21 protein-coding genes are annotated in these 19,451 nt (G+C 67.3%); 2 read left to right on the top strand and 19 right to left on the bottom strand.

All coding sequences use genetic code 11. The annotated features are described in order from the left end of the window. Window positions 1-1,420: WD40 repeat domain-containing protein (locus ACYVE7_RS03315; protein WP_460363014.1), on the top strand; the 1,420-nt coding region annotated here is incomplete at its 5' end. Between the two features lie 95 nt (window positions 1,421-1,515). Here the strand turns inward: ACYVE7_RS03315 and ACYVE7_RS03310 are convergent. From ACYVE7_RS03310 to ACYVE7_RS03270, 9 genes are all read right to left on the bottom strand, one after another. After that, the gene (locus tag ACYVE7_RS03310; RefSeq protein ID WP_460363013.1) at window positions 1,516-1,773 is read right to left on the bottom strand and encodes a hypothetical protein; all 258 of its coding nucleotides are present in this window, start codon (window positions 1,771-1,773) and stop codon (window positions 1,516-1,518) included. A gap of 26 nt (window positions 1,774-1,799) precedes the next feature. Continuing rightward, the gene (locus ACYVE7_RS03305) at window positions 1,800-2,204 is read right to left on the bottom strand and encodes a hypothetical protein (protein ID WP_460363012.1); all 405 of its coding nucleotides are present in this window, start codon (window positions 2,202-2,204) and stop codon (window positions 1,800-1,802) included. A gap of 338 nt (window positions 2,205-2,542) precedes the next feature. Further along, complete coding sequence (locus tag ACYVE7_RS03300; RefSeq protein WP_460363011.1) at window positions 2,543-2,746, bottom strand: hypothetical protein; 204 nt, start codon at window positions 2,744-2,746, stop codon at window positions 2,543-2,545. Between the two features lie 40 nt (window positions 2,747-2,786). Further along, a complete protein-coding gene (locus ACYVE7_RS03295; protein WP_460363010.1) occupies window positions 2,787-3,344 on the bottom strand; it encodes a hypothetical protein in 558 nt (185 codons plus the stop codon). 65 nt (window positions 3,345-3,409) lie between these two features. Then, window positions 3,410-3,685, bottom strand: coding sequence for an SCO3933 family regulatory protein (locus ACYVE7_RS03290; RefSeq protein WP_460363009.1), 276 nt, complete (start codon window positions 3,683-3,685; stop codon window positions 3,410-3,412). Window positions 3,686-3,755: 70 nt separating this feature from the next. Next, entirely contained in the window at window positions 3,756-3,977 is a 222-nt protein-coding gene (locus ACYVE7_RS03285; protein WP_460363008.1) for a hypothetical protein, read from the bottom strand. Then, complete coding sequence (locus ACYVE7_RS03280; protein WP_460363007.1) at window positions 3,974-4,591, bottom strand: hypothetical protein; 618 nt, start codon at window positions 4,589-4,591, stop codon at window positions 3,974-3,976. Before ACYVE7_RS03280 ends, ACYVE7_RS03285 begins: the two co-directional genes overlap by 4 nt. 92 nt (window positions 4,592-4,683) lie before the next feature. Beyond that, window positions 4,684-5,853, bottom strand: coding sequence for a helix-turn-helix domain-containing protein (locus ACYVE7_RS03275; RefSeq protein WP_460363006.1), 1,170 nt, complete (start codon window positions 5,851-5,853; stop codon window positions 4,684-4,686). A 245-nt stretch (window positions 5,854-6,098) separates the two neighbouring features. Next, window positions 6,099-6,599, bottom strand: a complete 501-nt coding sequence (locus ACYVE7_RS03270) for an SUKH-3 domain-containing protein (protein WP_460363005.1) — start codon at window positions 6,597-6,599, stop codon at window positions 6,099-6,101. A gap of 2,102 nt (window positions 6,600-8,701) precedes the next feature. On the opposite strand from ACYVE7_RS03270, the gene ltrA reads away from it, so the two are divergent. Continuing rightward, window positions 8,702-10,105 (top strand): group II intron reverse transcriptase/maturase, encoded by a 1,404-nt coding sequence (gene ltrA / locus ACYVE7_RS03265; protein ID WP_460363004.1) that lies wholly within the window; start codon window positions 8,702-8,704, stop codon window positions 10,103-10,105. 1,022 nt (window positions 10,106-11,127) lie between these two features. On the opposite strand, the gene ACYVE7_RS03260 is transcribed toward ltrA, so the two are convergent. From ACYVE7_RS03260 to ACYVE7_RS03215, 10 genes are all read right to left on the bottom strand, one after another. Then, window positions 11,128-11,535, bottom strand: a complete 408-nt coding sequence (locus ACYVE7_RS03260; RefSeq protein ID WP_460363003.1) for a hypothetical protein — start codon at window positions 11,533-11,535, stop codon at window positions 11,128-11,130. 240 nt (window positions 11,536-11,775) lie between these two features. Beyond that, window positions 11,776-13,038, bottom strand: a complete 1,263-nt coding sequence (locus tag ACYVE7_RS03255) for a tyrosine-type recombinase/integrase (RefSeq protein WP_460363002.1) — start codon at window positions 13,036-13,038, stop codon at window positions 11,776-11,778. Then, window positions 13,038-13,226 (bottom strand): helix-turn-helix domain-containing protein, encoded by a 189-nt coding sequence (locus ACYVE7_RS03250; RefSeq protein ID WP_460363001.1) that lies wholly within the window; start codon window positions 13,224-13,226, stop codon window positions 13,038-13,040. The genes ACYVE7_RS03255 and ACYVE7_RS03250 overlap by 1 nt, the downstream gene beginning before the upstream one ends. Further along, on the bottom strand, window positions 13,223-14,674 hold the full coding sequence (locus ACYVE7_RS03245; RefSeq protein WP_460363000.1) for a replication initiator: 1,452 nt from the start codon (window positions 14,672-14,674) through the stop codon (window positions 13,223-13,225). The genes ACYVE7_RS03250 and ACYVE7_RS03245 overlap by 4 nt, the downstream gene beginning before the upstream one ends. Window positions 14,675-14,772: 98 nt before the next feature. Beyond that, window positions 14,773-15,963 (bottom strand): FtsK/SpoIIIE domain-containing protein, encoded by a 1,191-nt coding sequence (locus ACYVE7_RS03240; RefSeq protein ID WP_460362999.1) that lies wholly within the window; start codon window positions 15,961-15,963, stop codon window positions 14,773-14,775. A 92-nt stretch (window positions 15,964-16,055) separates the two neighbouring features. Beyond that, the gene (locus tag ACYVE7_RS03235) at window positions 16,056-16,418 is read right to left on the bottom strand and encodes an SCO3933 family regulatory protein (RefSeq protein WP_460362998.1); all 363 of its coding nucleotides are present in this window, start codon (window positions 16,416-16,418) and stop codon (window positions 16,056-16,058) included. Between the two features lie 84 nt (window positions 16,419-16,502). Continuing rightward, window positions 16,503-16,628 carry a hypothetical protein gene (locus ACYVE7_RS03230; protein ID WP_460362997.1) on the bottom strand — a complete coding sequence of 42 codons (126 nt, stop codon included), beginning with the start codon at window positions 16,626-16,628 and terminating at the stop codon, window positions 16,503-16,505. Window positions 16,629-16,721: 93 nt separating this feature from the next. Continuing rightward, a complete protein-coding gene (locus ACYVE7_RS03225) occupies window positions 16,722-17,351 on the bottom strand; it encodes a hypothetical protein (protein ID WP_460362996.1) in 630 nt (209 codons plus the stop codon). Between the two features lie 57 nt (window positions 17,352-17,408). Next, window positions 17,409-18,605: a helix-turn-helix domain-containing protein gene (locus ACYVE7_RS03220; protein ID WP_460362995.1), complete on the bottom strand. Its 1,197-nt coding sequence runs from the start codon at window positions 18,603-18,605 to the stop codon at window positions 17,409-17,411. 416 nt (window positions 18,606-19,021) lie between these two features. Further along, window positions 19,022-19,444, bottom strand: a complete 423-nt coding sequence (locus tag ACYVE7_RS03215; RefSeq protein WP_460362994.1) for an SMI1/KNR4 family protein — start codon at window positions 19,442-19,444, stop codon at window positions 19,022-19,024. Window positions 19,445-19,451 lie beyond the last annotated feature (7 nt).

Genomic DNA, 19,451 nt, shown 5'->3' with positions numbered 1-19,451 from the left:
CGGCCTGGTCCTCGACGTCACCGCGCCTTCCCGGCCCGTCGCCGAACTCCCTGCGGGCCGGGTGGTGACGTTCGCGGGCTCGTCCGTTCTCGTCGACGGCGGCGGGCTGACCCTGACCGGGCGGGAGGTCCGGCGGTGGGCGAAGGGCACGACGGCGCTGGCCGCGTCGCCGGACGGCGCGCTGCTCGTCCTGGTGCGGAACGGGCGTCCCGAACTCTGGCGGGGCAGGACCAGGATCGCTCTGGACGAGGCGTCCGGACGTCCGCTTGACGCCGGTTTCGATGGGAATGGCACGCTCTGGCTGTTGTACGGGCAGAGCGTCGTCGAAGGCTGGGACGTCACCTCCCCGGACCGGCCGGTCCGAACGGTTCTGGCCGACGATCTGCCCGCCGACGCCCTCACCCGCGTCCTGCCCGGCGGCCTTCTCCTCGCCGACCAGCCCGCTCGCGGCCTGTCGATCTGGAAACCGGTCCTCGGCGCCGCCCCCACGGCCAGCCCCGGCACCGAGATCACGTTCGGGCCCGGCGGCCGTTCCGTCATCGACACCACTTTCCACGACCCGCCCGCCGAGCTGGCGGGCTTGGAAGGCTGGCCGGTGTTCGCGCCCGACGGCCGCACCCTTCTCGGCTCGGGCGCGCTGGGCCGTCCCCTCCGCTGGGATCTGACCGGCCCGTCCCCCCGCCCGCTGCCGCCCTACCCGCCGAGCACCGCCCGTCCCGTCTACTCCCCTGACGGCCGGCTCCTCGTCACCCGCGCCCCCGACGAGAAATCCCTGACCTTGTGGACGATCCCGCCCGAAGGCCCGCCCGTCCGCGCAGGCGGCCACCCTACCGATGCCGACCTGTACTCCTTCTCCCCCGACGGCCGCCACCTGGCCGTCTCCCACAGCCCCGACGAGCAGGGCGGCGTCCTCCTCCTCGACCTCACCGACCCGTCCACCCCGACCCCCACCGCCCACCTCGACACCCCGGCGGGCCCCACCGCCTGGTCCCCCGACGGCCGCTCCCTGCTCACCCCGGGCCCCGACGGCACCGCGATCATCTGGGACCCCACCACCGCACGGGAGCGCACCCGTTTCGGCAACCGCTCCACCCAGATCACCTCCCTCGCCTACGGCACCGGCCCCGCCGAAGGCACCCTCCTCCTCGGCACCCTCGGCGCCGCCACCCTCTGGACCACCGACCCCCACCCCACCCGCCTGACCGTCCTCCCCCTGGCCGAAGGCCCCGCCACCTACTCCCCCGACGGCCGCACCCTCGCCACCCCCACCTCCTCCGGAATCCTCCTCACCGACCTCACCCCCCTCCTCCTGGCCCGCACCAACCCCACCCAAGCCGCCTGCACCCTGGTCCGCCACGGCCTGAACCGTGCATCCTGGCAAGCAGCCGCCCCCGGCATCCGCTACCACCCCACCTGCTAAAAATCCCGGCACCGGCCAACAAGCCCCGCGAGATCAGCCCGTCCGAAGGCGAGCCACCGCCAGCCGAACATCCACCCCGACCGGCCCAGGGACGGTCATCGCGCGCTCGACAACAGCGCCGTCTTCACCGCCACCAGCGCATCCGTCGGCCGATCCGCCTCACACACCAGCCCGCCACCCGCCCAGGTGAAACAGAGACGACCACCCCGATCCGGGCGGCCCTGACACCACACCTCCACCAGCCAGGCGCCCTCGCCCACCCGGCCTGAAGCGACCAGATGGAACTCCCCAACCCGCACCACGTATCCCTGTTCGGTCAGCAGGACGACAACGCCTCCAGTGCCGCCTTGCACCCGTCAGCTCATACGGCCTCAGTGCCTTATCTAAGGGCTTGCGATTTTACCTTGAAAGACGAATCATGAGGGCCGACATTTACCGAGTCTACAATCCAGTTCAGGGACTTCAGCGATACCACCAAAGCCTCTTTGATTGCATCCATCGCAACTCCACCCGCGAAGGCGAGGCTCGGGTCGCGATCCACATCCGAGGTAAGTTTCATGACGAGATCCCGGCTTGGCTTCCAGGTCACATAAACACCCCCTGAATCGATCAACGAGTCATAGAAGACATGAACCCCTCCACTTGGGTTAGAAGCGGGACCGTCGTAACAGTCACCCTGACGCGTCACAGCAAAACCCAGCAACTCTAGATCCTCGGAGACACTATCCGCAATTGCCTGAAAATCGGCGATTACCTCTTGTGGAACTCTCGGATACCCTTGCATTGCAGCTCCAAATGGCCGCCTCCCCACCAGTAGGCACGGGGACAGCTAGCGAATTGTGAGTTAGATTCCTCGGCGCTGCCTAGCCTGCGAGATAATATCACCGTGCCGCCCCCTCCACGCCTTGTTCATCAAACGCCCATCCGAAGCACTCGGGGAAGCATATGGAAAAGGAGCATGTTATTGCAGCACGTCGAGAGCAAAGATCGTTAGCCAGAAGAGCATCACAACGGTCCGGGCAGCGCTCCCACTCAGAGTAAAGATGTGTCATTTCATCGTCACCCGCGAGGCGAGACGGCCACTATTCGCACACGCAAAAGCCGCACGACTCAGTTCGTCGCTTAGTCGATCTGAGTTCTGGTGCAGTTGTGGACGAGGACGGGGGTGGGGCCGGCGAGAACGTAATAGGTGTCCGCGACGGCGCCAATGCGAGCCCGCCCGGTCGAGGCAATCCGCTGCAATGCCGTGCCCGCCCGCGTCACCTGATCCTTCTCCGCCCGATCTGCGGCCAGGAACAGCTCCGCGACCTCATCCACAATGATCACTACCGGCGGCGGCCGGACCGATTCAGGAAGCGCCCAAATCTCACAGGCCGTGCGCGCGGCACACCGCTTTCCATGCAGCCAGCTCCGCCAGCACCTCCCACCGGCGGCCATCGTCCGGGACACCGACACCGACCGTCAGCAGCTCCCCTCCGGTCGACCCCACCCGGACCGCTTCAAGGGGGTCATGGCGGTAGGTCGAGAGGACTACCCGGCCGGGACCGGCGTCGATCACCCGGGCCGTGTGGACCCGCCATGCGTGAGCGAATTTCTCGGCCGCCTCCACGTAGTCGGCCGGGACCTGCCCGTCCAACAGCCGGACCGGGAGGCGCCAGCCCGCAGTCGTGGGCCGGGCCAAGCCGAGACCGGGCACCAGATCGGGCAGGCCTTTCGCGGGCGGCCTCGGACGGAGGGTGAGGCCGCAGCCGCCCGCGACCCGCCGCCACGAGGCATACAGGCCAAGCAGCGAGGCCGGGAAGGCGATGAGCACCCGGAACGACACCGGATGCCACCGCCGCCACGCCCATAAGGCCGCCCCGACGACAGCGACAACGATGGCGAGATCGGTCCCGAGGCCGTGCATGACCCAGCTGCCCGTCAAGCGGACTTGGAGGCACGCGCCGGGGGCGCCTCGACAACGACCAGGGGCACGATCCGCTCGGCTTTTTAGGCAACCCCCGCGTGATGCCGGCCGTGGTCCTCGGGCTGCCATGGGCTGCCCACCAGGCCAGCCACGGTGACGATCTGCCCCAGCGTCAGGCCAGGATCATCGGGCGCAGACACGTTTAGCAGATCGACCCTGCCGCGGGTGTCCACGGCCGTCAGACCGACCTCGAACACCGTCCGGCCGTCCTTGTCGACCTTCACCTCACCGGTATCCCGATCGGCCAGCTTCGGGCGGGGCTGCGCGACGCACACGAACGTCAGGCCGGTGGTGTTCACGGGCGTAGAACCTCTAAGCCAAGGACCGTCCGGGCCGACCAGATGAACGCAACCCCTGAACCCCGAGAAATCAGCCTGCCCGGCGCTGGGCCATCGCCGCCAGCACCCTGGCCCGCAGTTCGCCCGGGGACGTCGCAGACAGGAACAAGCCGTGCGGTCCGACCGCGAACCAGTGCCCGGCTGGAGGATCGGCGACGAAACCGACGTCGGCGAACTCGGCCCGCAACCGGGCCAGCACCAGCCGGGCATCCGCCTTGCCCGGAACGTGGGCCGTCGGCCCGGGGGTGGTCATCGCAGCCTCGGCAGGAACGCCGTCTTCACTGCCACCAGAGCATCGGTCGGCCGGTCCGCCGCGCACACCACAGCGCCGCCCGCCCAGGTGAAGTACAAGCCGCCAGCTTTGTCCGGGCGGGATTGGCACCACACCTCCACCAGCCGAGCGCCCTCGCCCACCCGATCGGCGGCAACCAAATGGAACTCACCCACCCGCACCGCGTATCCCTGCTCGGTCAGCAGGGCAGCCAGCTCCTTCAACGCCGCGCTGCGCTTGCCGGAGACGTCCCCGCCCTCGACGACGTGGTCCGGTATCGCCCGCACCGCGACTGCCACAGGAGCGTCCAGCGGTGCGAGGACGTGCGCGAGGCAGGCCGCAGCCACCACGAGATCGTCGACCGGCGCGATCGGGTCACCCCAGGAGTACGCGAAGAACAGCCTCCCCGCCGCATCCGGTTCGCAGGTGACGTTCTCGACCAGACAGCCCGCTTGACGGCTGGCCACCCGCAGGAACGGCCACCGTCCCGCCGGGGCCACCACCTTGACGTCGAAACCCTCGCCGTCAAGGGCCTCGCCGAGCATCCTGAGCGCCTCGCCGCGCCGTTCCCGCTGTTCCACGTCGTTGGTCACCATGCCAGCGACGGTAGGAGCGCAACCTGCGGAGTGTCATTGGCACTCTCAGCTTGACAGTCGCGAGAGTCCCCATCAGCGTCACCAGCCCCTGGTCAGTACTCCAAGGCGATGAAGTCCGCCAACTCCCGCATCTCCGGCGTCAACGTCCGCCGACGCCCCGTCACCTTCTTCAACACATCCCGGGCCATCCGCTGGTTCACGATCCACTCCGGTGCCTCGTTCCGGATCTCCACCAGCGTCTCCAACGCCTCCGAATACTGCTTCAACCTGGCGTGTGCGTCCGCGACGTCCAGGCGGTGCCGGCGGACGCTGCTGGACTCCCTGCGGAACCGGGGCCGCGGAATCGTCTCCGCCAACGCCAGCACTTTGTCCGGCCGATCCTCGATCAACGCGTTCTCCGCCCGCCGCATCACCACCTTCACCGGCCCGAACGTCCGCGTGAAATCCTCCGGCGGCGCGATATCCGCCCCCATCCGAGCCCCCGCCGCGTGCGCCAACCTGAGCGCGTCCTCCGCCTCACCCGACTGGTTGTTCCGCACCGCAGCCGTCGACACCCGCAGCATCAACCCGCCCCACGCCGCCAACTCCGGCATCGTCGCCCGCGAGAACCGCGGCTCGATCTCATCCGCCGTCCGCGACGCAAGCTCCAGTGACTCCCCGATCAGCCCCTGCCGCACCAGCAGCCAGCAGCGCGTGTTCACGATCGCCGCAGCGTCCAACCGGCCCGGCGCGTCATCCAACGCCCGCCCCAAAGCCATCTCCGCCGTGTCGAACTGGCGGGTCTGCACCAGCAGCATCGCCGCCAGATGCAGCAACCGCGCCCGCACCAGCCGGCCGTCCGCACCCAGCGCGTCCGCGTCCCGTAGCAGCGACGGCAACGCCGCCCCGAGATCCGCGTACCGGTTCTCCGTGAACAACGGCTGCGCCGCCCGGACCGCAGCCCCCACACCCTCAGCCGTCGGCTGCTCCTCCAACCCGCCACCCGCACGCCCCATCAGCGCGTCATGGACCGGCGCCCACCGGCCCGCCATGGCCGTCGGAGTGTCCTCCGCCTCCGGACGGACGATCAACGCCGACGTCGGCACCCGCAACGCCACCGCGAGCTTCCGCAACGTCTCTACCCGGGTGTCCGACCGCTCCCCCTGCTCCAACTTCCGCAGCAGCGACACCGACACCCCGGACAGCCCAGCCAGCTCCCGCTGACTCAACCCCCGCCGCTTACGCACCGAAGCGATCCGCTCACCAAGACCCGACGCCGCCATAGCCGACCTCTCCAAGAGAAGGGCACCCATCTCATGGTAACGACCAAAACCGCAGCCAGCCGGGCGTCCACCTACGCAGCGCCCCGGAGGTCAAGCTGTGCCGCTCACAAACGGAAGATCTTCCGCCCAGGCAGATAATCATCCCCGATGAGGACTTTCTGTACGTCTTCAAGGGCGACCCGCTCGCGGGTGACGGCAACTCTGACGGCAACCCAGGCGCACTCACACGCCAGAAGACTTTCCGATTACCCGACAGAGCCAGGCCAAGGGTCGAGACCAGGATCGGAGTGCAAGCATATCAATGGCCGACTGCCACTAATTGCCAACTCCAGAGCCTCCTCGAAACTATTCCCAAGTTCCCAAATCCACCCCATCCCCGTCGCGATCACTCTTCCGCCGACCTCAACGAATACGCTCGAATAACTCATCCATTCACCGATTGGGAAATATGAACCCCCCAGGGCTTCCTCGACCTCCAGCGCCATCTGGCGCTGCCCCGAGCCAGCAGCGATTGGGTCGATGTTGAATGGCTCATCATTGTTGAAATTTGGACCCGCTGCCACCAGTGGGTCGACCACCAGCCCGCCCATATTGGCGAGAATTTTTACTGCCAGCGGATGAGCGCGATACCCCTCGGCTTCCAAGGAGCTGATCCACGGACCGGTATCTATCGCCCGCTCCGGGCTCCATCCGGAAGACCTAAGCGCCTCCAGCAAGTCATCGGATATAGATTCCCACCGGATCATTCAGAACCTCCGATGTTGAGATGTTCCAATAGCCGATTACAGCGGCCGCAGAGCCTGGCTGGTGTCCCATGTGTGTGCGTCCGTGTTTGATGTCGGCATCTGGTTGTTCCGCGAATGCACTGTTCGCACCGTACCCCCATTAATAGCGCTGGGTCCTTCAGCCGCCTGCGCCTGGATCAGGCAATGGGCCTCCGCACAACCTCCGTGATGACCAGTTTCTTGGATGGCATCTGCCAGCGGGCCCTCGGGAGTTTCACCATGACGATTATGGCCATAGTACGTCCGCCCGACGGGGAGGTGTACTCCGAGGCGAACTTCACGCCTGGCTTGTTGCGCACCGTATTTGCGTAATCGACAAGAGGGTCGCAGTTGTGAACGAGGACCGGGGTGGTACCTGCGAGTACATAGATAGAAGGTGTCCGTGACGGTGCCAATGCAAGCACCCGGATTTCCCCGCATGCAGGAAACCATGCCTCGCCAAGACTCAAACCTCTAGAAGGCATCGTCAGATACAGCAAGATCCGATTACCCTGAAGGACCGTCAAGTAGCCCGAGTCGCCACAAGCTTATCTATCGCAGCCTGCAGAGAGCGGGTTACCATTTCTCGAAGATCGTCAAGATCGTCTGCACTAATTCGCCGTTCGACACCTTCTTCAAGAGCGACCCATCGACCATATATATCAAGCGCCCTCGACTCAGCGACCTCCGTTAGGCGCAACACCTCGCCGAGGCCCCTGCCAGATAGCTTGACATTCCGAACAAACCACGCCGAGTAGCGCTCGCACTCGGAAACAAAATCGCACACCAGGGTTATCATTTCAGCATCTGCGAACTCGCAAGACAGAATCATTATCGCGAGATTCCGCTCGATATATCGAGTGGGAGAAAGCAGTCGCTCTGGGATTTCCACACACTGGTCCATTTGCTCATCCATGCATTCTCAGGAGCCAATCTGTTGCTGGCTTTGTGTTCGTCGGGGATGTCTGAAATCCCACCCGCTCGCAGAGCTTGTGCACAGTAGGTGACAACTCTGCCTCCCCAGGCTATACGCTGGGTATACACCGCGAGCGGTCTTATCCATCATTACCTCAGCATAGGCCATAGCCGCCTCTGGGTTCGGCAGCGGGACTCTGACGTTAATCGTTGTCGATGGCAGTGTCGCGGGGTCGAATACCTCAACACCGTTGCGAGGAAGGCCAACTCCCCCGAACTGATGTGTGCTGAGCATTTCATCACCGTTCTTGATCGTGATCAGCGCATGGTAATTCACATGGTCTAGGTGGACTATCGCCTCACCGCAGTTGTGGACAAGGACCGGGGTGTTACCGGCAAGGACGTAGTAGGTGTGCGGCAGTGCCGATATTCGAGCGGTTTATGGGTCGTGTTACATGGCTTCTACCTGGCCTTTATCCGGTGCGTGGCCGTTCGATTGCGGTCTTTGACGGCAGTGGTGACGGCGTGCGACACGAGGTCGCACATGATCGAGAGGATGACACCGATGGAGGTTCGGCTGATGTCGTAGTCGTAGGTGTGATCTCAGGCCAGTGTCCAGGGGCCTGTCCCCGCTTCGACGTGCGTCGCTGGTGACGGCGGGGTGCGAAGCTCGGAGTACAAGCCCAAGGGTTCCCGTTCCGTCCGGGGGCCACAGGCAAGGGGAAGACCGGACGGGTGAGCGTAAGCGAACCTTCGATGATGCCTCGTCACGTTGAGCCCCGCCAGACGGAAGCGGTAGCGGGGTGCAGGGACTTGCCGCCTGTGAAAGCGGCGGGTGCCGGTCGGTGAGCCGTCGCCGACCGGGTGGACACCACCGTCCCCGGGGTATAGGAGGCACCCTTCCCGGTCGCATCTCGCATGTGTGGAACGTGGAAACCCCGACGGGTTCCAGGCGGCCTCGGGCTGTCTGGTGGGCCGACCGTGAGGAGAGCCGATCGCCCGGCGGGAACAGGATGGCCAAGAAGCCAATGCCGGTGGCCGAAAGGCAACGGGAAACCGGGACGCTCAGGGCGGTTTCTTCGCCGCTCGTCTCGGATAACCGGCCGGATACGGGCTGTTGCCCGACCCGAAAGGGTGCTGACGTGGCCAGGTGAGTCTGTGGAGAAACGATGAACGAGGCAATGGAACCGAAGGGCAAGTTGGACGCCATGGCGGACATCCAGGACACGGCGCACGCCGCTGACCAGGGGGCGGCCGTGGCGAACGGACCGGAGGGCGAGATCTGCGACTGGCCGTCGATCGACTGGCGGCAGGTCACCGACGACGTACGGCGCCTACGGCACCGGATCTTCACGGCGAGTAGGGCGGGGGACCTGGCGAAGGTCAGGAACCTGCAGAAGCTGATGCTCCGCTCCCACGCGAACGCTCTGCTGAGCGTCCGCCGGGTGACGGAGGTCAACGCCGGCCGCTCAACAGCGGGTATCGACGGGCGAACCGCGCCGCTGGAGTCCCAGAAGGCCGATCTGGCCGGCTGGCTCCAGCAGCGAGCCGTCCCGTGGAGGCCCCTGCCGGTCAAGCGGGTGTACATCCCCAAAGCCGACGGACGCACGCGCCCACTCGGAATCCCCGTGATCGCCGACAGGTGCCTGCAGGCCCTGACACTGGCCGCGCTGGAGCCCGAGTGGGAGGCACGGTTCGAACCGAAATCCTATGGATTTCGGCCCGGCCGTGGCTGTCACGACGCGATCGAAGCGATCTTCAACACAGTGAAGGGCCACAACCCGGCTCGCCGCTGGATCCTCGACGCCGACCTGAAAGCGGCCTTCGACCGGATCGACCACGACCACCTGCTGTCCCAGCTCGGCACGTTCCCCGCCAGGGAACTCATCCGGCAGTGGCTGAAGGCCGGTGTGGTCGATGATGGCCGTCTGGCCCCGACCGAGGAGGGCACCCCGCAAGGCGGGGTGATCAGCCCCGCGCTGCTGAACGTGGCACTGCACGGCCTGGAACACGCCGCCGGAGCCCGCTACCACCCCGACACCGGCGCGGTGAACGCCGGATGGACGGTACCGGGAGCTCCTGTGGTCATCAGGTACGCCGACGACCTGGTCGCACTCTGCCACTCACCCGAGCAGGCAGAGCAGGTCAAGGCGGCGCTCGCCGTTTGGCTGGCACCCAGGGGTCTGGCCTTCAACGAGGACAAGACGCACATCGTCACCCTCGAGGAGGGCTTCGATTTTCTGGGATTCAACGTCCGCCGCTACCGCAACGGCAAGCTCCTGATCAAGCCGAGCAGAGGGGCGATCAGCCGGATCCGGAAACGGCTCGCCATGGAGGTGAAGGCCCTGCACGGAGCCAACGCCGAAGCGGTGATCTCCAAGCTCAACCCGATCATCAAGGGCTGGGCGGCCTACTACCGGAGCGTGGTGTCCAAGGAGACCTTCTCCGACCTGGACGACTACGTATGGCGGCTCACCTGGCGGTGGGCCCTCAGGGCGCATCCGAACAAACCGAAACGCTGGATCACAGCACGCTACTTCGGCGCGTTCAACCCGGCCAGACAGGACCGCTAGATCTTCGGCGACCGGGACACCGGCCGCTACCTGACCAAGTTCTCCTGGACGAAAATCGTCCGGCACCAGATGGCCAAAGACCGGGCCTCACCCGACGACCCGGCCCTGACCGACTACTGGGCTCGGCGGCGTCGCCGCAGCCCCTCACCGCTGGGATACGCCGGAACCCGGGCGCTCCGCGCCCAATCCGGCCGCTGCCCAGCCTGCGAGGACTTCCTGCTCCACGCCGACAACGAGCCATCCAGCCCCCAAGAATGGGAGCAATGGTACGCCGCGACCCGCACGGCGATCCGCCGCAAAGCGATCACCACACGGGCCGCGCCAAGCACGCCGGACACACCCTGGCCATTCCAACTCGAACACGCACACTGCGCCCGCCGCCCAACCAGCGGCAACACGCACAACCCGGCAACCCAGCAAGCCCCACCAGCCACAGGACTCGCTTGAGCCGTGTGCCGGGCGACCGGCACGCACGGTTCTGAGGGGACCCCGGGCGCAGCAATGCGCCTGGGGTTACCCGACAACGGACACGCATCTCTACCGTTTCAGATGCACGTCCGCGCCTGGATGGAGCTCGGCCTGACCACGGCCGAACCTCGCCCGAATTACCGGCAATAATCCGGACAGCGCCCACCTTCAGTCAATCCCAAATTCCTCTACCGATTGATAGTCGAATTCGGCCGGGGAAAGAGCTGATGGAGGCTGGTCCAGCATGGGCGCCGGAAGTCCCGGCCCCCAAGAATCCCATCCATCGAAGAAGTAGTGCCCACTAAGCGCTACCCCATAGGGGCCGACGACAGCGCCGCCCCGAATCCTCTCGTCGAGCAGCGCGAGGAACACTCGGAGATCCCGCGCAGAAACAGGTCCTGATTTGCGGCTCCAGCAGCCTAGCCAGCTGCTACTAGACATACGATCATCGGCCTGGACGCAGACCCACGCTCGCGCCGGGTCTGCACCATCCCCAATGAGGATGTATGCCGTGAGCTGGTGCTCGCTGCCGAGCCGGACAGCCGTTGCGTTCATCATCTCACTATCAGGAACTCGATTAGGGTTTCCGGATTCATCGCTCCTGAGAGTACACGGTTGGCGATCTCAGCCGTCCGATGATGGCCTCCGGTGATGTGGATCTGTGAACCAGGGAAGTTGATCGAATCGTTCGGCCCCCAGTCGCGGAATCCGCTAATTGGGTCGTCACCATTCGGACCACCGAACCTGATCAGATCGTCATTGGAGAGGTTGGCCACACCGTTATGACCGATCTCTTCGCCGCCGTGCATCTGTAGATCCGTCAATGGGTGACTCGGCACCCGATTATCCACAAGTTCGCCGGCGCGGACATGGAACCGGCTCGGATCGGGATGGATCGGAAGGTCCTCAAGATGGCCATTTCCGCAGTTGTGGACGAGAACGGCCGTACTACCTGCGAGCACGTAGTAGGGGTGCAGCGGGATTCGAAATAGGCCATCTTATGGGGTGCTGACCATGCCCTTAAGCTGCTCCTTGTTCGTAGCGTTATTGACCGTTTACGACTCCCGACGGCAGTGCTGACGGCAACACGGGGAGACGTTCGCTTGGCGGCGATCTTACGGCGCGCTTCGGGCCGGGCATGGAAGAGCCCCGCCGGAGCGTGTGTGCTCGAGCGGGGCTCGGAGTGGATCAGCGGGTTGGGTCTACGTGGTCGTGGCGTCGTCCTGGTCGGTGAGGATCGCGTCCATGGCGTCGATGGCCGATCGTTGGAGGCGGGGCCGGACGTGGGCGTACACGTTCGCGGTGACGTGGATCTGGCTGTGCCCAAGTAGTTCTTTGATCGTCACGAGGTCGACGCCCTGTTCCAGCAGGAGCGTGGCGCACGAATGGCGAAGATCATGAAACCGGACCCGTCGGACGCCCGCGATGGCGCACAGCTCGCCGAACAGCCGGTGCACGGACGAGCCGTCCAGTGGTCGGCCGTCGGGCCGGGTGAACACCAGGTCGTGGTCCTGCCAGGTGGCGCCGGCCGTGGCCCGTTCGGCGTCCTGGCGGAGCCGGTGGGCCTTCAGGGAGGTGACGCACGCGGCGGGCAACGCGATCCGGCGTCGGCTGCTGGCGGTCTTGGGCGCGAACCCGACCAGCGTCCCGGTGGCCGGATCGCGCTGTAGGGTCTGCCGGACGTGCAGGTCCCCGGCCGCCAGGTCGAGATCGGACCACCGCAGCCCGAGGACCTCGCCACGCCTCAGCCCGGTCCGCAACGCCAGCTCATACAGCGGGCCGAGCCGCGCGTTCTTAGCGACCTTCAGGAACGCGCGCGCTTCGGAGGCGGTGAACGGCTCGAAGCTCGGGCGGACTTCCCCGAGCCGGACGGCCGAAGCGGCGTTGCGGGGCAGTTCGTCCTCGCGGACGGCGTGAGCGAGCGCGGCCGACAGGATGCACCGCAGATAGCGTTGCGTCCCGAGACTGATCCGCTTGCCGCAGCACCGGCCCACCGAGCAGCAGTGGGGCCGGGACGTCTTGTGCCGGGCTTCGGGGTCGCGGCGGGCGTCCCAGCCGCGTGCGCAGCACTGGCAGACCAGGGCGGTGTCCTGCAGCCAGGCCCGGACGTCCTTCGGCGTGAGTGCGGCGAGGCGCTTGTGGCCGAGGCCGGGCACGATGAACGTCCGTACGTACCGGTCGTAGGTCGCGTACGTCGTCGGCCGCAGCTTGTGCACGGCGACCCCGGCCAGCCAGGCAGTGACGTAGGCGGCGACGGTCACGGTCGGGTCGGTCGCCACCGGCACACCCCGCCGGGACGCGGCGATCTTCCCGAAGAGTTTGTCCATCGCCTCCTTCCGCGTCGCCCCATACACCCGCACCCGCCGAGACCGGCCATCGGTCGTCGTGACGTAGCCTGCGGCCTCCCACCGGCCGTCGGCCCGCTTGTAGACGGTGCCCTCACCGTTCGCACGCTGCCGGGCCATCAGCGGTCACCGCCCAGCATGCGCAGGCACTCCGCAGCGGCCTCGACGGGGATGCGCCGCAGCCGGCCGATCTTCAGGGAGCGGAGCTGACCGGACCGGATCAGCTTGTAGACGCTGTGCCGCGACACCTGCCAGGCGGCCATCAAGTCCGGCACCGTCAGCAGCCCAGAGGTTCTGGTCTTGGTCATCGGGCACCGCCGACCATGACCGGCTTGTCCCGTAGCCGCATCGGTCTGACCACGATGTCGGGAAGCGGTTTGCCGGTGAGCGCGGCCGTGAGCACCGCGTCAGCGGCCGTCAGGCCCTGGCCGACGAACTCCCACTCCCCGACCACCAGGATCTCCCCCGCCTCCGGGCCGGTGGCATCGGCGTGCTGGGCGCGGGCGTGGTCGATGCGGGCCTGGCGGAGCGCTCCGAGGGTGGTGGAGTAGCGGCGGGACTTGGTCGAGAAATGGCCCCGGAACCCCAGCATGTGCGCCCAAGCCCGCAGGCGCAGGCCCTCCAGTTCGGGGAAGCTGCCCAGCCGGACGCATTCGACGATCAGGGTGCGGGCGTGGTCGGACAGCACCAGGTGATCGAGGATCGGCAGGTCGCTTTCGCGGAGCCGCCGGTCCAGCGTGCCGACCGATTCAGCGGCCTTCGTCGCGTACTTCGCCACATACCCGGCGACCGCCTGATCTGTCAGCTTCCCGCCAGACTTGATCAGCCGGACGTCGACCTGACGGCCCCACCCGAACGCACGTGCGGGCATCCCAGGCGAGGCCGGGGAGGAGACGGTGACGGCCGGGACAGCGGACCTCACCGCAGCTTCCAGCACCGCTGGCGTCGCCCACGTCGGCGGCGTGTCGGCAGGACCGTCGGGACCGTCGAGGCGGATGACGGCGTGCAGGTGGACGACGCCGCGCTTCTGGAATTCGGCGACCTTTGCGAACGACACCGTCACCACGTCCCGCAGCACGCTGACCGGGACACCGGCCACGTCGGCGAGGCGCCGGCGCAGCGCGAGGGTGAATCGCCGCCACAGCTCCGGCGCCAGGGCGTTGAACAGGACCTGCCCGGTGTAGTCGTAGCAGTCCGGGCACAGCGGCGTCCCCAGCCGATCATCCCCCGGCTGGTGGCGGGCGGTGCAGGACGGAACGCGGCCGTGCGGGCAAGGCTGGGCTCCGCGCCGGGGATGACACGCTCCTGCCCGACCGGTTCGTTGGGTGTGGACCGGGCCGAATGACGGCGCGGTCAGCGTGACGAACGCCGCCGGATGGGCGATGACCGTGGCGGGGACGCCTTTGCCGCCGACCATGCCGGCGCGGATCAGCTGGTAGGTGTCGGCCCGGTACACCTCCGCGCACGCCGGGCAACGGGAAGCGCGGCGGGTCTTACACGCCACCCGCACCAGCCCGTCCGGCTCACCCTCCGAGGAGAACAACCCCACCACCTCACCCGTGGCGGCGTGGACGTGATCGGCACGGCCGGTCAGGTGGACAGGCTGGGCGCAGCCGCCCAGGGCCTTGGTGCGGGCCGCCCAACGACCATAGTCGGGCCGGGAGGTCCGTTCGGTGATCTGTCGGGCGACGGCCGGGCTGATCAGGGAGGCGATCAACCCGGCCGGTCCGGCCAGCGGTGTGAGTGTCAGGTTCATGTCAGGGACCGTGCGGGCGAACCTCGCTGCGGCAACCCCCGCACCCACACCGCCGATCGTCAACCTGTGGACACCGACCACAAGACGATGACCTGCGGTTACGCTGCCTGACTGTCGCCTCCGGGAACGTCCTGGCCGGAGGTATCGAGCGGCCAGGGCCGAGCCAGCGCCGCGTACCTCTTGGCCATCGCGGTCACCGTGGCGTCCGGAACCTCGGTGGACCTGGCGCGCCGCCAGCCGCCCTCGGGCAGGAGCGCGACACAGACGCCCGGCGTGATCGCGGGGATCGCCCGCGCTTCGACCACGGCCGGTTTGCTCACATCACCCAGCGCCATGGTCGCGGTCTCCGGATCGTTCACCCGGTGACACACCCTCCCGGTGAGCTGGGCGCGCAACGCGGTCACGCCGGGACCGAGATCAGAGCCGATCCGCTGCCCGCACACCACCAGATAGATCCCAAACGCCCGCCCAGTCGAGGCGATCCGCTGCAACGCCGTCCCCGCCCGCGCCACCTGATCCTTCTCCGCCCGGTCCGCAGCCAGGAACAGCTCAGCGACCTCATCCACGACGATCACCACCGGCAGCGGCCGGACCACCTCGGGCAGCGTCCAAATCTCCCGGGCCCCGTGCGTGCGGCACACCGCCTTCCGCGCGGCCAGCTCCGCCAGCACCTCATCCAGCAGCAGCACCGTTTCGGTGCGGTCGGTCGCCAGCGCCGACAACCGGGCCTCGATCGGCCCGAGCTCGACACCACCCTTCAAATCGATGCCCAGCAGTACCACCGGCTGCCCTGCCAGGCCGGCCACGATCGCGTGCACCAGATTCGACTTCCCCGACAACGTCGCACCCGCGATCAGCCAATGCGGCACTACTCGGAAATCGATCACCCACCTGCGGCCGTCATCCAGGACACCGACCCCGACCGTCAGCAGCTCGCCGCCGGTCGATAGCACGTTGACCGCATCGAGAGGATCACGACGGTAGGCCGACAGCACCACCCGGCCGGGACCGGACTCGATCACCCGGACCGCATGGACCCGCCACGCGTGGGCGAGCTTCTCCGCCGCCTCCACGTAATCGGCCGGGACCTGCCCGTCCAGCAACCTGACCGGGAGCCGCCAACCCGCAGTCGTGGGCCGGGCCAGGCCGAGACCAGGCACCAGATCGGGCAACCCTTTGGCGGGCGGCCTCGGACGAAGGGTCAGGCCGCAGCCGCCCGCGACCCGCCGCCACGAGGCATACAGGCCGATCAGGGAGGCCGGGAAGGCGATGAGCAGCCAGAACGACACCGGATGCCACCGCCTCCACGCCCACAAGCCCGCCCCGACGACAGCGATAGCCGCAGCGAGCTCGTCCCCGAGGCCGTGCATGAGGCTGCCTCTCAACCGGACGACTTGGCGGCGCGGGCCGGGGCCGCCTCGGGCACCGGGAAGGCCACGATCCGGTCGGCCTTGTAGGCCACGCCCGTGTAGTGGCGTCCGCGGTCCTCCCGCTGCCAGGGGCTGCCCACCAGACCCGACATCGTGACGATCTGCCCGAGCGTCAGGCCGGGATCATCGGACACAGACACGTTCAGCAGATCGACCCTGCCCATCGCGTCCACGGCCGACAGACCGACCTGGAACACGGTCCGGCCGTCCTTGTCGACCTTCACCTCACCGGTGTCCCTGTCGGCCAGCTTGGGCCGGGGCTGGGCGACGCAAACGAACGTCAGGTTCGCGGTGTCCACTGGAATGTTCTTCATGGCTCTGCCCTCCAAGGCGTAGAACTTCTACGCCAAGGACCGTCCGGGCCTCCCAGACAAACGCAACCCCTGAACCCCGCGAATTCAGCCCCTCCGGCGGTGTGGCATCACCGCCAGCACCTTGGCCCGCAGCTCGACCGGGGACGGCGCGGACAAGAACAGGCCGCGCGGCCCGACCGCGAACCAGCGCGCGGCGGGTGGATCGGCCACGAAGCCCACGTGAGTGAACTCCGCCCGCAGCCGAGCCAGCAACAGCCTGGCATCCGCCCCATCCCCGACCGCCGGCCGTCGGCCCAGAGGCGGTCACCGCGGCCTCGGCAGGAGCGCCGTCTTCACCGCCACCAGAGCATCCGTCGGCCGGTCCGCCTCACACACCAGACCTCCGCCCGCCCAGGTGAAACAGAGACCGCCGCCCCGATCCGGGCGGGACTGGCACCACACCTCCACCAGCCGGGCACCCTCGCCCACCCGGTCTGAAGCGACCAGATGGAACTCCCCAACCCGCACCACGTATCCCTGCTCGGCCAGCAGCGCGGCCAACGCCTCCAGTGCCGCCTTGCGCCCGTCAGCTCCTCCGGCATCCACCCCACTCGGGCCGCGTAGGCCCTCAGCCGAAACCGCCGCCTCAGGCCGTCCTTGGGGTGCCAGGACATGAACGAGCCGGGCCACTGCTCCCAGAGGATCCGTGGCCGGGCAGATCGGGTCTCCCCACGAATAGGTGAAGATCAACCGTCCTGCTGTGTCGGACCGGCAGCCGACGTTCTCCGCCAGCGCGCCCGCCTGCCTGCTGACCACCCGAAGAAACGGATCCGCTCCCGTCGGACGGACCAGCCGCGTCTCGAATCCCTCGCCGTCCAAGGCCATGCCGAGCATCCCGAGCGCCTCGGTGCGGGCCTCCACCTGTTCCCTGTCGTCTGTCGCCATGACGAACACGATCAGCGCGATGACAGCCCGTACTGTTCCAGATTGGAACAGTCACCACCCAGGGGTTTACAAGCCCATCCGGGTCTGCAGGCCCCGAAGGGGCTCAGGGACTGTCCGCCGCACGTCCACCAGATGACCCACCACCGACCGAGCCGAGGGATGGAACCGCGTCATCTGCGGGGCCGTCCGCTCCGCGGCGAGCACCCGAGTCATCGCCCTGTCGTAATCGCCCAACTCCAGCCGGACCCGGGCCATGTCGATCTCGTGATGCGCGTGCCGCTCCACTGCCATCCCCGCCAGAACCCGCGCGGGAATCTGCGTATCCCGCCGGACCGCCTCGTCCAGATCCCCCAGCTCCAACGCGAGCGCCGCCCCGTGGATCGCCAGGTTTCCCGGCCCGTAGTCACTGCCGTGCCGGTCCAGCGTCGGCGAACCGGCCCGCTCGGAGATCTCGGCAGCCTGCCCGTAGTGGTCCCACGCCTCCCCAGCCCGCTGCCCCCGCGCACACACCACCGCCGCCCGCAGATGCAACGACCCCGCCACCTCCACAGCGTCCGGCAAAGCCGCGTCCACGGATCCGATCGACCGGTCCAGCAGCCGCACCGCCGGACCGTACGCGGCCACGCCCATCATCAGCAGCGCCCGCCGGTAGGTCACCATCAACGGAAGATGCCGATCCCCCGATCGAGAAGCCGCCACCGCCGCCCGTTCCATGATCAGCCCTGACAGGTCGTTGTAGCCGAGCCTGCGTGTCAACGACGCCGCGAGCTGGTTCAACGCCAATGTCAGCAGCGCCCACACCCGCTCACCGCCGCCCTCGTGTGCGTGCCACGACAGCTCCTCCACCAGCCCCGGCAACCGCGCCGCAAGCTGCAGATGCCGGGCCTTGTGCCGCAACGTCAGCGCCTCTCCCAGCGCGGCGGCCAGCTCATCCAGCGACCGGGGCGGACCGAACAGATCCGGCCCGACCTCTCCGTACGCCATCGCCCGCCGCAGATCCGAAATCGCCGCGTGCGCCCCGTCCTCAGCCCTCGTCCGACCCGGGAACGGCTGCCCGTAAACATCGGCCGGATCCACTCCCAGCGCAGCCGCCACCGCAGCAACGAACGCCGGCGTCGCGACCTTATGTCCCTTCTCCACCTGCGCGATATGCGACCGCGAATACGACGTCTTCTGCGCCAAACCCTGCTGCGTCAACCCGCGACGCTTCCGCTGCCGCGCCACCCGGACACCCACCGGCTCCGCCGCCGCCCCACCGCCCATCGGCCCGCCTCCGCATCCTGAAGTCGCTACCCCCAGGCTACGGCTCAGAACCCGACCACGTCAGGCCAAGACCGACAGGAAACCCGCAGGCAGACGATCTTCCCCGATGAGGACTTTCTGTACGTCTTCAAGGGCGACCCGCTCCGCGGGCCGCCGACAGCCGCGCGGCCCGCGCCGGGCTCCGGCCCCTCCGGGGCCGACCCGGCACAGCTGCCCGGCACGAGGACGCAAGAGGTCGGTTGTAGGAGTCCTACAACCGACCTCTCAGCGTGACGGCAACGCTGACGGCAACACGGGCGGCCTTCACCCCCCCCAGCAGCCGTCCCGGCAGTCCACCACCGCGCAGGTTCCGCTCGATAGAACAGACGGACTTAGCGTCGACGACGCTCTCCGAGGAGCCTCACCCAGCGCGGCAGCTATTGGTCCGATCCACCGATTCCGACGGCCCTCAGAAATGTCTCGAAGTCAGGTGCGATTTGCCTCCACCCGCCGGAAATCGTAAGGAAGATCACGGCCGGGCTTTGCCCATCGCGATAGTCCAACGCGAAGGGCATGTCCGGACCAAGGTCTCCAATGAAGACCGATCGATCTTGCACGATATCTCCGGGCGGCTCGGCAGGATCAGGCTCGCCCAGGTACTCCGCGAGCACTTCAAGGTCATGCTCGCCGTGCCACCTTGTCGTCTCGCTCACGATCCCCTCAAGCGAGTAGAAGCGGGGATCCACGACCTCGGAAGCGAAGACGTCCGACAACAGCTGTCTGTCTGCTGGTGCCAGCCACGTCCCATCCGTGATGGCTGCCACCAGCGCCTCGGGAAGGAGCATGCTTCCAACCAACATGTCCGTG

The organism is Actinocorallia lasiicapitis, from assembly GCF_054778695.1.
Note: the sequence above shows the minus strand (reverse complement) of the source record. Positions and strands in the feature narration are given on the sequence as shown.